Origin of the sequence: Desulfosporosinus nitroreducens, from assembly GCF_023897015.1 — a bacterium.
Classification (GTDB): domain Bacteria; phylum Bacillota; class Desulfitobacteriia; order Desulfitobacteriales; family Desulfitobacteriaceae; genus Desulfosporosinus; species Desulfosporosinus nitroreducens.
Map to the genome: position 1 here is coordinate 81,835 of NZ_JAMHFY010000016.1, position 14,321 is coordinate 96,155.

At 41.5% G+C, this 14,321-nt stretch carries 13 protein-coding genes; 1 reads left to right on the plus strand and 12 read right to left on the minus strand.

The window, feature by feature from the left end:
• Positions 1-31 precede the first annotated feature (31 nt).
• The 4 genes from M8E35_RS16955 to M8E35_RS16970 form a co-directional block, all read right to left on the minus strand.
• Positions 32-676, minus strand: coding sequence for a cobalamin B12-binding domain-containing protein (locus tag M8E35_RS16955; protein WP_252470466.1), 645 nt, complete (start codon positions 674-676; stop codon positions 32-34).
• A 29-nt stretch (positions 677-705) separates the two neighbouring features.
• On the minus strand, positions 706-2,025 hold the full coding sequence (locus M8E35_RS16960) for a PocR ligand-binding domain-containing protein (protein WP_252470467.1): 1,320 nt from the start codon (positions 2,023-2,025) through the stop codon (positions 706-708).
• A 272-nt stretch (positions 2,026-2,297) separates the two neighbouring features.
• On the minus strand, positions 2,298-3,698 hold the full coding sequence (locus M8E35_RS16965; RefSeq protein ID WP_252470469.1) for a methyltransferase MtaB domain-containing protein: 1,401 nt from the start codon (positions 3,696-3,698) through the stop codon (positions 2,298-2,300).
• Between the two features lie 30 nt (positions 3,699-3,728).
• Positions 3,729-4,361 (minus strand): cobalamin B12-binding domain-containing protein, encoded by a 633-nt coding sequence (locus tag M8E35_RS16970; RefSeq protein WP_252470471.1) that lies wholly within the window; start codon positions 4,359-4,361, stop codon positions 3,729-3,731.
• A 562-nt stretch (positions 4,362-4,923) separates the two neighbouring features.
• On the opposite strand from M8E35_RS16970, the gene M8E35_RS16975 reads away from it, so the two are divergent.
• The gene (locus tag M8E35_RS16975) at positions 4,924-5,817 is read left to right on the plus strand and encodes a CobW family GTP-binding protein (RefSeq protein WP_252470473.1); all 894 of its coding nucleotides are present in this window, start codon (positions 4,924-4,926) and stop codon (positions 5,815-5,817) included.
• Between the two features lie 197 nt (positions 5,818-6,014).
• Here the strand turns inward: M8E35_RS16975 and M8E35_RS16980 are convergent, their stop codons facing one another.
• The 8 genes from M8E35_RS16980 to M8E35_RS17015 all read right to left on the minus strand — a co-directional run bounded on the left by M8E35_RS16980 (position 6,015) and on the right by M8E35_RS17015 (position 14,239).
• A complete protein-coding gene (locus tag M8E35_RS16980; protein WP_252470475.1) occupies positions 6,015-6,818 on the minus strand; it encodes a methyltetrahydrofolate cobalamin methyltransferase in 804 nt (267 codons plus the stop codon).
• A gap of 200 nt (positions 6,819-7,018) precedes the next feature.
• Positions 7,019-7,192 carry a hypothetical protein gene (locus M8E35_RS16985; protein ID WP_252470477.1) on the minus strand — a complete coding sequence of 58 codons (174 nt, stop codon included), beginning with the start codon at positions 7,190-7,192 and terminating at the stop codon, positions 7,019-7,021.
• A gap of 510 nt (positions 7,193-7,702) precedes the next feature.
• A complete protein-coding gene (locus M8E35_RS16990; RefSeq protein WP_252470479.1) occupies positions 7,703-8,788 on the minus strand; it encodes a pyridoxal phosphate-dependent aminotransferase in 1,086 nt (361 codons plus the stop codon).
• Positions 8,789-8,792: 4 nt separating this feature from the next.
• Positions 8,793-9,710 (minus strand): GHMP family kinase ATP-binding protein, encoded by a 918-nt coding sequence (locus M8E35_RS16995; protein ID WP_252470481.1) that lies wholly within the window; start codon positions 9,708-9,710, stop codon positions 8,793-8,795.
• A complete protein-coding gene (locus M8E35_RS17000; RefSeq protein ID WP_252470483.1) occupies positions 9,710-10,273 on the minus strand; it encodes a cob(I)yrinic acid a,c-diamide adenosyltransferase in 564 nt (187 codons plus the stop codon). The genes M8E35_RS16995 and M8E35_RS17000 overlap by 1 nt, the downstream gene beginning before the upstream one ends.
• A complete protein-coding gene (locus tag M8E35_RS17005) occupies positions 10,270-11,670 on the minus strand; it encodes a cobyrinic acid a,c-diamide synthase CobB (protein ID WP_252470485.1) in 1,401 nt (466 codons plus the stop codon). The genes M8E35_RS17000 and M8E35_RS17005 overlap by 4 nt, the downstream gene beginning before the upstream one ends.
• Before the next feature lie 22 nt (positions 11,671-11,692).
• Entirely contained in the window at positions 11,693-12,673 is a 981-nt protein-coding gene (gene cbiB, locus M8E35_RS17010; RefSeq protein WP_252470487.1) for an adenosylcobinamide-phosphate synthase CbiB, read from the minus strand.
• Between the two features lie 21 nt (positions 12,674-12,694).
• Positions 12,695-14,239, minus strand: a complete 1,545-nt coding sequence (locus M8E35_RS17015) for a cobyric acid synthase (protein ID WP_252470532.1) — start codon at positions 14,237-14,239, stop codon at positions 12,695-12,697.
• Positions 14,240-14,321 lie beyond the last annotated feature (82 nt).

Consider the following 14,321-nt stretch of genomic DNA (forward strand, 5'->3'; position numbering starts at 1 on the left):
TTAACATTCCCTTGGACAATAATTCAATTAATTATTGAACCAGTTTCAAAGCTAAATCAACAGCTTTAAAAACATCAACAGCATAACCATCCGCATTAATTGCATTGGCAAAATCTTGTGTTGCAGGATTTCCTCCAATAATTATTTTGACACCGTCACGCAGTTTAAGACGTTCTAGTTCTCTAATTGTTTCAGACATCATAGCTAAGGTCGTCGTAAGCATTGCAGACATTGCTAAAATATCTGGCTGGTGTTCGTTAACTGCTTCCACAAAATCCTCAGTCTGGACATCTATGCCAAGATCAATTACTTCTAAGCCAGAACCGCGAAACATCATGACGATTAAATTCTTGCCAATATCATGTAAATCCCCGGCTACAGTACCGATTACAACTTTACCTAGTGAAGAATTCTGTGGATCTGACAGGATAGGTTTTAAGACGTGTAAACCCGCATGCATAGCCCTTGAAGCTATTAGTACATCTGAAATATAAATTGTATTATCTCTAAATTGCCTGCCAATAACTTGCATACCAGGTAGTAGTGCGTTTTGAAAAACCCTTTGTGGTGTGACACCATTTTCAATTGCTAACGTAGTAAGTGTCTTAACTCGGTTGGCTTGCCCTTTGATCAGCGCTCTCGTTATTGACTCTAATTCTAATTCTGAAGTTACCAATCCTACCTCACTCCCCTCGGTACTTTTCGTTATAAGGCATATTGTTTAAACCGGCTGGGAGTAACTCCCTCAAGCTTCTTGAAAACTCTAGTAAAGTAGCCGGGGTCCTCGAAACCGCTTTCTTCAGCAACTTGCATTACGTTATATTTCGGATTCTTCAGCATTGTTTTAGCTTCTTCCACCCGTACCTGTGTGAGGTATTCCATTAAAGTACAACCCAGACCCTGCTTAAAGATTCTACTAACATAGCACGGACTAAGATAAACTGCTTGGGCAATATCATCTATTGTCAGCTTATTCCGATAATTCTTTCGAATATATTCGGCAGCCTTCTGAATTGCCAGCAGATTTTTCTGGTTTTTATTAGTTTCCAAATAGTTCATAAATGTTTCTAACATATTTTTTGCCCACAGGCAGAGTTCATCAGGAGAAGTAATTTCTAGCAATTCCTGATGAAACAAGGCGTTTAGCTTTAGAATTTCAGTTAACTCTGCGCCTCCATCCACGGCTGCCCTTGAGATAATTACAACGAGCTCCATTATTCTAGTTTTTAATGTACCAATATGATTAGAATTTTTGGCGATAATATCAACTAATAATTTTTCTAAAAGTTGTGCAGTTGCTTGTTTCTCCCCATTTCGTACCATAGACTTAAGCTCTTGTTCTTTGTCTAAGGAATTACTGCTGATGATTCTAGACTCAATTGTACCCATGGCGAATTCCGCACGTTTGCGAGCCTGGATTTCTTCAGCCAATCTAGCCTGTTGAGCAGTAATTTCCCTTCTTTGCGCTAAAACTGTCATGCCACTTTGCATAATTTGATTCGCTACTACAAACAACAGATCTGCGGCTGCTTGTACTTTATCGCTTGACATAATCTCTAATTGAGCAGCTGACCATTTGACAGCTGCAACGTCTATATTAAGTCCCCTAACCATTTCCTCTATCTCTTCCAGAAAATAGTCCTCGGGCTCCCACATAAGTACCTGGCCGCAAATAATGGAGCCTACATACTCATCCAACAAAATAGGGGCTGCCCACATTATTAAGCCTGCATGACACCGGAAAATATAAGGCTCTCCATACTTAGATGCTTCAGTACAAGCTCGTGCATATGAACGCTGACATTTTTTTGCCCCATTACTATCTGATTTTATCATTTCACAAAAATTGCAGTCATTGATGGCATGATCAGTAGAAATTAGTGTATTTCCTTTGTTATCGACGAGAATTGCTTTTAATCCAGTAGATTTTGAAAATGAACAAAGCATTTTATCCAAAAGATTTCGATCAACCAATTTTTCGAGCCACTGTAATTTCTTGTCTTGATTCTGGTCTCCTTGATTCACATTACCACCTCCAAAGCAAGTTCACACTTTAAATGTGTGCAAATACTTATTTCACTCCTGAACACAAGTTTATGGAAGCAAATGCGGATTAGGCTACATATCAATTTAATAATATTATTATAACATATGGAAATATTTTCTTAAAACTATTGTAAACTTATAAATAAAAAATTCAAAGGGACACTCTAGCCTCCGGCTGGATTTAATACTTAACCAGCAAGAGGCAAGGGTGCCATAGATTATTTAAAATAAATATTTTGAGTTAATTCTATTTACTTAGCAACTGCATCAAAGTTAAAATCATATTTTGCTGGATCAAATTTATCTAAAGTACTATTTTTAATCATGAATTGTGTAAATTCAGCTTCATCATTAGGAATAGTCTTTAACTGTTTTTCGAAAATATCAAGATACTTTAATTCTTTAGCATCTAGCTGTACTAAGCCGTCTTGGAAAGCGCTTCGTAATTCTTTAATTGTAGCAGAAGCGGCGATTTTCGTTCGCTCAAAGTGAGTCTTCCCTTTAACAATCTCTTGACTTATTCTTAGAACGACACCAGGGTCTAAGACATATGCTTGGGGGTCATACATTCGATCTGATTCCGACAAAATATCTCTCATCTCCAGAGCAGAGCCACGTGCTGAGGCAACGTTCATAATTCGGCAATCATAGATAAGTTGCTCAATATAAACAGTAGGAGCCATTCCGCCCAATAATCTAACGTTTTCTACAGACTCGTTACTCCAGCAGTCTGCCAAACAGGCGGCTATGTTTCCAACTGAACTTGAGTGAGCACAGGCGGCAGTTCTTCCTTCCATGGAAATGGGTGTACCAGTAATTGCTTTGAGATAAACTCCTTCATAACCGCAATCTTTGTCAGGCCCTATAGCTCCACGTTCTACAGCGACTAATGTTCTTACTGCACACATAACTCTGTCAATTGCTGCAAAGACTTTTGGAATAAAATTCTTATGAGCCATGACCATTGAGGTATTGGCAAAGCCACAAGCTGTGTCTCCTGAAGGGATGCAGTTCGTTTCAGCCGAAATTTTTACAATTTCATCCCATAAAGCAGCCATATCTCGACAGCCTACAACCCCTAAAGAAAACAATGCTCTAGGTAGGTCACAGTTCATTACTGCTTCATCGTGGAGATGCTTGCCGCCAATCGATTCAATTGCCAAGAAGTCTGCACCAGCTTCAGCACAACCTCTAAACGTTTTAATAACATTGTCCCAATGTTCACCTTTGTACATATGAGTAAGGGTCTTACCTTCACGAATATCGACAACCGTCATTCTTAAGAGACTCTTTAAGCCGAATTTTGTATAGTATTCGTTCATTACACCCTTTACAACTTTGGTGACATCAACGCCCCATTCAGGATTGAAGGTACATGGAGGAAGCAATTCAATTTCGATGATAATTCCGGGTGAAAGAAGTTCATGTGCTTTCGAACAAATACCATGAATCATTTCTTCATACTGGGATAATACTTTCGGCATGGTTTCTTCATTAATCAACATAGTTGGGAGAGTAAGGTTTACTTCTGGATAAACTGTTCCTCCGCCTATGACCATTCCATTGCTACAAACTACAGGTTTCTTGGCATGACCGTATATAAATTCATTCAAATTTGTATAAGCAAGCTCATTAAATTGAAGACTAGCCACAATAGTCCCTCCTATTCATTATATCATTAATTATTGCAATAACTTAGCAACTAGTTCCACGGCCGCAGCAGCATCCCCAGCATAGCCATCTGCACCGATTTGATCCGAGAATTCCTGTGAAATTGGTGCACCACCAATGATGACCTTAATATCGTTTCGCATACCTTGTTCTACACACTCTTCAATTGTTGATTTCATGGAGAGCATCGTGGTCGTAAGTAAGGCTGAAAGGGCTAGGATTTTTCCATCGTTCTCCTTGATTGCAGCGATGAATTCTTCTGGAGAGATATCTACACCCAAGTCTATTACTTTGAATCCTGAACATTCAAGCATCATTCCTACTAAGCTTTTACCAATATCATGTAGATCTCCTTTGACAGTTCCTATAATGACCGTACCTCTATTGGTCATTTCACCACCGGCGAGTAATGGCTTAACCAGTTCGATACCTGCGTTCATCGAGCGGGCTGACATCAACACTTCTGGTACAAACATATCATTAACTTTGAAGCGTTGTCCAACGACATTCATTCCTCCGATAAGTCCTTGATTAATGATCGCGAGTGGATCCACGTTTGCACTGATAGCTTCTTTGACTTTGGCCTGCACTTGGTCGTTGTCGCCTTCTATTACGGCATTACTTAATCCAGTAAAATCAAACATATATATCCTCCTAAAAGTTATTTGTTGAATTTGCCTTAATTAGTTTTTTCATAAGGTAATTACTGCGGTCACTTATTCAAAGTACACTCTTTCCCTTTTCACCCCTCTCTTATAAAGTCTCAGTCTATGATCCATGTTTTACCAATAGAATGAATGTTCAAAAAGTTTTGATTAGTTTTATTAATAATATTGTAGTCTTTTCTAGACTTTCTTTACCATGGACTATCTTGTTTTATCTTGATAAATCCTAACCTGTTATATTTTTACAGAGTAATGAACTCGTTCAGCTAAAGCTGAACATCGAGGCTTCAGATGGGGACTCTACCCCACTTGAAGTTTACGAAGAACCCACCCCCCCTTATAGAAGTGGGGGTCTTGAGAGTTCAAAGTATTTACAATAGAATTTTCTATACCTGTCAATCTATTAAATTAAGACAATTCTGCAAAATACATCGGAAAATCCCCAAAAATACAGAATAATCCATGGTATACTTGCACAATTATCATTAAGCTTACTTAGATGAAGCAATGTCTTTGAGGATTTTTAGGAGGATGAGATTTAATGGTCAAATTTGATATTGTCTCTGGCTTTTTAGGTGCAGGTAAAACAACTTTAGTGAAAAAAATCCTGCATTCACTGGATACTTGTGAAAAAATCGTCTTAATTGAAAACGATTTTGGCGAAGTCAATGTGGATCGTGAGATCATAGAAATTGAAGGTTTTGAGGTTTATGAATTATCCAATGGATGTGTCTGTTGTAAACTCAAAGGGGATTTTCTTCTTACTCTTAAGCATCTATTGAGCCAAGAAATTGATCGGATCATCTTTGAACCATCCGGCATTTTTATTTTGAGTGAAATTCTTGACGTTTTTAAGGACATTGAAGTTTCCAGCAAATGTTTTATTAACTCAGTGACCACGGTTGTGGATGCTCAAAATTTTACTAAGCATATACAGAGTTACTCAGGTTTCTTCAAAAGCCAAATTCTACATGCCTCATCTTTGGTTATTAGTAAAGCCCAGTTTCTAAATGACAAAGAAATTTACTTATTGGAACATGAGTTACGAACTTTAAATGAGACTGCCCATATTATCTCAAAGAATTGGGCCGAATTATCTAATCAGGATATCAAAGATTTAATCAATGGAAATTCTAATTCTAGTTTAAATGTTCCTAAACATTTCTTGAACCATAACTTTGATTCCATGGGACTGAAAACTTCTAGACTTCTAAGTTTAGAACAATTGGAAAATATTCTCGGAACGTGTAAAAAAGGCGGATTCGGAGATGTGATACGAGGCAAAGGGATCCTTAATTCAGGAGCTAAATACTTCGAATTTAATTATGTAGATGGGCAATATTCTATAATGGAGTCAACCGATGTTGAGGTTGGCATTATAAGCTTTATAGGTAATAATCTACAGAAAGAAAAGCTAACTGCCGCCTTTAGATAACAACAACGATTGTTATTACTTCTTAAATCTGGAGGTTACTTTTATCTATCTATCTATCAGTAACCTCTATCAAAGTTTCTCATTCTGCTATAAGTATTGAATAATCCTATTGACTACCGAAAATGATGAATTAAATCAAAAATGGGCTGTAACAAATAAAAGAAACGTTGTTACAGCCCATCATTTACTTTTTAGTTTTAGTCTAAGAAGTCAAATTGTTTATTACGGAAAGCCTTAAGGTATTTGACACAGTAATTATCTCGTCCCGCCAGCGCCTCAGCTGTAATCAAACTTGCCATCATCATTTTGTCCAGGGGATTAATAATTAGACCATCTAACCCTTTTCCGATGGCCATAATTGCAAAAGCATGGTTCATGAATTTACGAACCGGTAAGCCATAGGATACGTTCGACAGTCCGCACATTGTATGAACTCCTTTAAACCGTGTCATAATCGCTTCGACAGAATTAATAAATTCTACGGCAAAAGTACTGTTTGTCGAGATTGGCTGAACTAATGGGTCTACATAAATATTGTTCAAGGGTACATTGTTTTTGACAAGACCATCAATCAGTTTTTCTGCTATTTTTAACCGAGCATCCATGGTTTCAGGCATCCCATCGTCACTCATGCATAGTGCTACAACTTTTAAGTTTGTCCCAGCTACAACCGGAATTAAGGCATCATAACGATCTTTCTCTAGGGAGATGGAGTTTATCATTGCGATTCCTTTGTGGCTAGATAAAGCAGCCTCGATTGCCTTCGGATCGGGGCTGTCGATACAGCAGGGCGCATCGACAACCTCCTGAACCGTTTTCACGAGCCATTGCAAGTATTCAGGTTCCTTGCCGACAAAGATTCCGGCGTTAACATCTATATAATCTGCTCCGGCTTCGAACTCATCTTTTGCAACCTTCTGAATGTATCCCACGTCAAGTGCTTTAATCGCTTCTCCCACTGCTTTACGGCTAGCATTAATTAATTCGCCAACAACTAGCATGTTTGTGTTCCTCCCTCTATTTTGTTAAGATTTCATGACCTGAACGTTCTTTAAGTTGTTCTCTTTTTTACCTATGGCGGAATGAGTTCTTACACTTTTGAATTTTGTTGGTAATTCTAATTTTAGCCTTTAATCGGTTATTATCACAGGGATTTTTTTGCTTTATATTGATGTATCTTAACAAATAAATCATTTATGCTTTAAGACTCGCTGCGCACCGGCTGTCGGGAAAGCATAGTATTTGCCAGCCAGCCAATAGAAATGGCTGCTATTACTACTCCGGTAAACTGGTAGGTAAAGCGAATTGTCTCATTGCCCAAGATAACACCCGCGGCATCCAAAATGACCGGCGAAAGAAATTGGCCCAAGAACATCAGTGCGTCATCAATAATTAACATATCCGATAAATATTTTTGATTAACTCCTTCATTTTGAGCAAGATTAATAGATAAACGTATTCCGATGAATTTAAATCGTATGACTTTATCTCATTATTTATATAAATTTGAAATTGTCTATGAAGTATTGAAATCCATCTTCCAATACTCCTGCGTTCCTGATTTTTCAATATTATTTCACCAGCTCTATAGATTATTTCTCTTAAATATGCTTGACATATCAACTAATTATTCAGTGACAAAATCTAATATCAATAGAATTCTGTCTTTGCAGCGTCCGAAATGGCAAGAATGCCACGAAGCAGATAGACATTTATTACAAATTTCTCGGAATACTTCCGGAGGATAAAACAGAAAAAGCACAGGATACATACCGTATCCTGTGCCCCGCCTGACAGGGAATACTAAAACTTCCCTATCACACCCCACATTTAAGGAAGTGTTTTTTTCTTGTTTGATTGATATTTGTTATGTTCGTGCAGCTGATCAGCATCCCTTCGAGGATCTCGCCCAGCCTCTCAACCCCTCAATTAACCGTTGCATAACATGGATGTCTTTGATCGCAACCCGAATAAAATTACCCGGTAGACCTTCAAAGCTGGAACAGTCGCGCACAAGAATCCCCAAACGACCCAAATGCTCAATCAGTTCACCGGGCGTCTGGTTTAATACCTCGATCAAGGCAAAATTAACCGTGGTTGGCCAAAGCTTCAGATCCGAAAAGTTGCCTAAGTTAAACTCTCGGTAAAAATACTCCCTGCTCTCCCTCAATTTGTTTCGTACTGCTGCCGGATACCCTAAATCTTCTAGCGCAGTTATACCAGCATGCTGGGCAAGAACATTTACTGACCAGGGATCACGGTAGTGCTCAAACTTAGAAATTAAGGATTGATGTGCAAAGACAGTGCCCAGACGTAACCCCGGTATACTGTAAAACTTTGTTAATGAATACAGCACAATGAGATGCTCATTTTCGACCAAGTGGCCACGAACGGACTGGCGATACTCATCCGGCAGAAAATCAAGGAAAGATTCGTCAAAGAGAATTCTACACCCAATTTCTTTGGTTACCTTTAGGATTTGTCCAAACGTCTCTTTCTCAAGGACACTACCCGTCGGATTATGGGGAGAACATAGAAAGAGTAGATCACATCCTTTAAGAAGTTCGCCCCACATCTCGCCATTGTTATTAAACTTTGCCCACCCCTCGGGGCCGAGGGGGATATAGTTTACGTCAGACCCAACTGATCGTGCAGCTCGTTCGTATTCACTAAATGTAGGAATAGGAATCATAACTTTTTTTGGCTTCAACGCTTGACAGATCGTGAAGATCAATTCCCCTGCCCCGTTACCAACCATGATCGTTTCGTTTGGTTGTTTTAGATGGTAGGAAAGCGTCTTTCTTAAGGCCAAGCTTTCAGGATCTGGATAATTTACAATATCCACCATGCCCTTCTGCAAGGCAGCCCAAACCCCTGGTGGAGGTCCAAAGGGATTAATATTTGCGGAAAGGTCGATAAATGACTCTAAGCCATATAATTCCTTGGCTCTGCGGAGATTACCACCGTGCATAGTATCACCCCGTATTTTTATTAATTTCCATTTTCGTGGCAACAATTCCACCCGAGTGACTATGAAAGAGATCGATGTAGGCAGGTTTAAACAGTTGTTGGGCTTCAATACGCAAGTTCCTGCACACGTCATAATTGAATAATCCACTTTGCGGAAAGACCCCCGCTAATAGTGTCCCGCTGTGGGCAGTTACCACACCAAGTCCACCTTTTTGACGCACCCATGATAAGAAGGGCTCGAAGAACGATTTAGGATTTATCTCCAGATTGCATTTTGCACTGATCGTTCCTGCACTGGCCAGTTTTTCTAAATCCCCTTGAGTTATTCCTTCACAGGCTAATTTATGTGCTCTCTTGATTTCGCTTTCGTGACGTCGATAGTGTTCTGCTAACCCTGGGCGTGCGTTAAACATCCCGGTATCAATCGTCCCCCCCCAATCCAAGGCCAAAAACAGGGCAGGTACTGAGGACCCCAGCAAGCGGTGGTTATGACCCTGAACATGTTCTATTTCCGTAATTCCAGGGAACATCACACTGTCGCTCGGTTCAATTTTTAAAGCTAAATCAGCCAAGCGTGCTGGAGCAGGATCTTCTCCGAGGGCAATCAAAGCCGCTGCAGCCACGGCGGTAATGTCAGCGGTAGAGCTTGCCATTCCTTTCCCTTCCGGAAGTTGATGGGAAAACTTCACCTTACCGCCTAGCATAGGCAGACCTAAGTTCTCTTTGAGTAACTCCAATACTTGGAGTGCTTTTATTTTATTCAGAGGAAGATCCCAGCCAGCATTGTGCATGCTCAACGCCACCCTAGCCTCAGAAAATCGATCAATGGGACAATCTATAAGAAAAGGAACTCCTCCCCGAGCCCCTTGTACCCATTCTCCACATGTTCCCGGACACCGGGCCAACCCGACTGCGAAATCCATTAATATTCAATCCCCCTACGACTTTTAACCCCTTTAGAGAAAGGATGTTTTAGCATGTTTAGATCCCACCAATTGTCTGCCAATGATTCTAAGGCAACGGGCATCCCCCGACCGGTAAGAATCCAGTGCAGGTGCCGGGAGGACTCAGTCGACAAGAGTTCTCTTAATTGATTCAAGTCTAGAAAACCTCGATTTAACGCATGGCTTATTTCATCTAAGATGATAACCTGATAAATGTTTGCCTCAATTTCCTCTGCCACAAAATTAATAGCTTGTTGAATTAGCTCTAAAGCGATTTCCGGATTGCGGTTTTGACGAAAACATTCACCACATCCTGTACAGTGTTTCATACCAGTACGAATCATCCCTGACCAGCGACAACCTACACCAAATTGTATGAGAGGAATTCCTAAGCGATTAAGTCCTGCAAGTTCGCCGCTGTAGGTACTCCCCTTTAGAAATTGGACCATTAAAACTCGTTTCCCCTCGGAATAGGCAAGCACTGCTTCTCCGATGGCTGAAGTGGTCTTTCCTTTGCCCTGACCAGTATAGACTGTTATCATACTCCAATTCTCCCAGAACGAGAAGCAAACCAATGCTCGAGTAATTCTTGATGTCCTGAGAAATGAAGGTGCAGATAGGAAGCTACAATATTATCCCGGGCATACCCTTCCATTCGGTCCGCTTGATTTCCTCTAAATAGTTCGTAAGCAGGAGGATAGTCCTTATCATAGACCACACGTGAATAATGAAATTCATGCCCTTGAACTGCAGTCCCTCGAGGACCGAGAAAATTATCCTCACGAAAGACTCCTTTTCGATATCCTATACCCTGTAACCGTTTTGTCATTTCGGCCTTCATAGGAATTAGGCCAGCCATAGGCAACTCGTTTCCTTCAAAATCCTGAATGGACTTACCAAGATACATGTACCCTCCACATTCAGCGTAGATTGGCTTGCCACTCGCAGCATATTCGCGCAAAGAATCTAAAAATGAGATGTTTGCACTTAAGCGGTTAAGATGCAGTTCTGGAAACCCCCCGCCCAACATAATTCCATCCAAGTCCTCAGGGATAGAGTGATCATGCAAAGGGCTGAACGGTATGATTATAGCATTCGAGTGTTCTGCAAGGTCTAAAGCGTCTTGGTAGTAAAAAAGGAACGCTTCATCCCAAGCTAAGCCTAGCCTGAATTTTTCAATTTTACCATTAGAATTTGGGGCTGTACCCGTGATAGTTTTCTTAGTTTCTTTAGCTAAAGCAGGTTTCTTAAATTCAGGAGCACCGAGCATTATGTTTTCGACTTGATCCAAGTCAACGTGCCTGGTTATTAACTCTGAAAGAGTCTCGATAAAGCCTTCTAAGAGTCCGCCTTCCCCTACCGGAACTAATCCTAAATGCCTTTCGGGAAGTTGTAGTGACAATTCTTTGGGAAGGACTCCGAGAACTGGAATTTGGATCTCACTAAGGGCTTCTCTCAGGATTTTTTCCTGTGCAGAAGATTTTACGCGGTTAAGGATAACTCCTTGCAGCTTAACTTGCGGGTCATATGAGCTAAATCCATGCACAAGTGCCGCGACACTGCGAGACATTGAAGATGCATCAACAATGAGGATGATCGGAGCGTCGAGAAGTTTTGCCACATCGGCGGTGCTCCCAAAACCTGCGGTTCCGCTCATTCCATCGAACATGCCCATGACACCCTCGATCACTGCCCACTGGTCTCTAGAGCTTTGAGCAAAAACGGAAGGAAGATTATCGCCCAACAGCCAGCGGTCAAGATTGCGGGAAGCCCTTCCCGTCGCTGCCGCATGATAACTGGGGTCAATGTAATCCGGTCCAACCTTGTACCCTTGGATTGGACGCTCACGTTTTTTCAAAGCTGCCATCAAACCTGTAGCAAGGGTTGTTTTTCCTACTCCGCTATGCGTTCCTGCCAGGACAATCCGTGGAATTTTCATGCAGAATCTCCCTTCCCGCTCGCTAAATATTTAAGACTATATAAGCTGCAATTAATATAGGTCCAAGGGACAACCAGGTCGCTGTTTTAATAAGCTGACGGCAACGAACAATGTCAGTGGCATTGACTGGATGGAGTGCATCCCCCATCTCTGCTCGGTGATGAGGCTTTCCATGATAGATGTTGATTCCACCTAAGCGAATGCCCAGCAACCCTGCAACCACACTTTCCGGATTACCGCCGTTGGGGCTGGGATGACCAGAAGCATCTCGCTTCCACATCTGATAGGCATGATTGACAGACATTCCTCTTAACCTTCCAGCCAGGAGTAAAATCGGTACAGATAAGCGTGCTGGAAGATAATTTGCCCAATCATCCGTCCGTGCAGAGAACCAGCCAAACTCTTCATAACGGTCATTCCTGTAGCCGACCATGGAATCTAAAGTACTAACCGCTTTAAAGGCCATCGCTAAGGGCGCACCGCCAAGAGCCGCGTAAAAAAGGGGAGATAAAATCCCATCCACAAAATTTTCTGCCATCGTTTCAACCGTTCCTCGGACAATCTCTCCCTCGGAAAGATTCGTCGTATCACGGCTGACCAGCCAAGAAAGTTGGGTTCGAGCCTCACTCAAATCCCCTTTTAACAGAGGGATAAGGACATTTTGCCCAGCATCTAAAAGAGATTTACCAGCTAAGGTTGTAAAAATTAAATAAGCGCTGAAGACAAACCCCAGTATGGGATGAAATATGTTCGCTAAGGATATCGCACCCCAGGTAAATAGATAACTTCCACCCACGATCAATAAAGTTAGCAAGACACCGTTACGGCGACGGATCTCCGGGGGACCTAGATTAAGTCTGCTCTCTAAAATGCTAATCCCCTTGCCAATTCCTACGACTGGATGTGGCCAGCTACGTGGATCTCCAATAAGCTGATCGAGTATAAACCCTATGAAAACAGTAATCGGAAGAACCGCCCAAATTGAAGAAAGCGTTTCTATCATATTTAATTACCCGGTCTTTCCCTAAGAATCTGCCCTTAAGCCCATAATGGCTCGAATCCGTTCTAGATCCACATTTTGACGGACTAAATCCGCCAATTCGTTAAACGCTGATTCACGGAGCGCTGCCTGAGATAGTGACGCCTCAACAGGTCTCTTAGACCCTCTGCGCTCCCAGAGCCAATTTAAGAGTGAGGCCCGCAGGCTGTCATTATCGAAAATCCCATGTAAATAGGATCCATAAGAATTCCCTGCCTGTAAACCATCAAGATTTGATTCTCCGTTTGAAGTTAAATTGAACAGAGGTAAATTCCCTTCATCTAATGTGGATCGCCCCATGTGAATTTCATAGCCCACCACAGTTTCTCCAGTGCAAGCTTTAAAGAATCCTTGATCCGTCAAGATGGTCCCCTTGCTCTGAACAGTATGTTTTTGAGGATAAAATTCCGTCACCATCGGCAGAATACCAAGTCCCGCTACTTCTTCAAGCTCGGACTCTGTATGCAACGGATCCTTTACTAAGCGACCCATCATTTGGTAGCCGCCACAAATCCCTATGATAGGAATCTCTTTCGTACAAAGTGTAAGAATGTTGTTACCTATGCCGCTTTCATGAAGAAAGCGTAAATCAGCAAGAGTATTCTTACTGCCGGGAATAATCACCAGGTCTGGTTTTCCCAGATTTGCCGGATCTGTGACATAGCGTACAGAAACATCCGGCTCATCTTGAAGTGCATCAAAATCTGTAAAGTTTGAAATATAGGGTAAGCGAATCACCGCAACGTCCAACTGTTCCGTTGAGGAAACCCTGGATTTTTCGTCTGCTTCGCTCAAAGCAACGGAGTCTTCATCTGGGATACGAATCTTAAAATAGGGAACAACTCCAACTACCGGGATTCCTGTTTTTTCCTCTATAAAATCTAAAGCAGGTTGAAGAAGCTTAATTTCCCCACGAAACTTGTTGAAAATAATCCCTTTAATCATGGCTCTCTCTTCAGGTTCCACTAATTCTAAGGTCCCTACGACGGAAGCTAAAGCCCCGCCACGATCAATATCTGCCACGAGTATGACTGGTGAAGCAGCCTCCATAGCCACTCTCATATTTACAATATCGTTTGACTTAAGATTGACTTCAGCCGGACTTCCCGCCCCTTCAATAACTACGATTTCATACTCATTGAGCAATCCGTGAAGAGCTTCAGTTACATACGGCCAGGTCATACGTTGATACTCACCATGGTAACGCAACGCTGTCACATTACCCTGCGACTTGCCCATAATGACAACTTGAGAACCCGTTGGTCCACTCGGCTTCAGTAAAATTGGGTTCATGCGCACCTCAGGTTCTACTCCAGCTGCTTGGGCCTGAACGACTTGAGCTCTGCCCATCTCTCCACCTGCCGCTGTCACAAATGAGTTGAGGGCCATATTCTGTGCTTTAAACGGACTTACATGGTATCCTTCTTGGTAAAAGATTCGGCAAAAAGCAGCAGCCAAGACACTCTTCCCAACGCTTGAAGAGGTTCCTTGGATCATGAGTTTGGCCGTCAATTTATTGTTTGAAGACATCATTTTTCACCCTCTCTTCTTAAGCTGGTGCTTTTTAACGCAATAATTTTCGTGTTTTCACGAATCACTTCAATAAGCGGCA

Coding starts and splice junctions, on each gene's coding strand:
- M8E35_RS16970 (WP_252470471.1), bottom strand. CDS start 4,361: ATGTTTGATTTTACTGGATTAAGTAATGCCGTAATAGAAGGCGACAAC.
- M8E35_RS16975 (WP_252470473.1), top strand. CDS start 4,924: ATGGTCAAATTTGATATTGTCTCTGGCTTTTTAGGTGCAGGTAAAACA.
- M8E35_RS16980 (WP_252470475.1), bottom strand. CDS start 6,818: ATGCTAGTTGTTGGCGAATTAATTAATGCTAGCCGTAAAGCAGTGGGA.
- M8E35_RS16985 (WP_252470477.1), bottom strand. CDS start 7,192: ATGTTCTTGGGCCAATTTCTTTCGCCGGTCATTTTGGATGCCGCGGGT.
- M8E35_RS16990 (WP_252470479.1), bottom strand. CDS start 8,788: ATGCACGGTGGTAATCTCCGCAGAGCCAAGGAATTATATGGCTTAGAG.
- M8E35_RS16995 (WP_252470481.1), bottom strand. CDS start 9,710: ATGGATTTCGCAGTCGGGTTGGCCCGGTGTCCGGGAACATGTGGAGAA.
- M8E35_RS17000 (WP_252470483.1), bottom strand. CDS start 10,273: ATGATAACAGTCTATACTGGTCAGGGCAAAGGAAAGACCACTTCAGCC.
- M8E35_RS17005 (WP_252470485.1), bottom strand. CDS start 11,670: ATGAAAATTCCACGGATTGTCCTGGCAGGAACGCATAGCGGAGTAGGA.
- cbiB (WP_252470487.1), bottom strand. CDS start 12,673: ATGATAGAAACGCTTTCTTCAATTTGGGCGGTTCTTCCGATTACTGTT.
- M8E35_RS17015 (WP_252470532.1), bottom strand. CDS start 14,239: ATGTCTTCAAACAATAAATTGACGGCCAAACTCATGATCCAAGGAACC.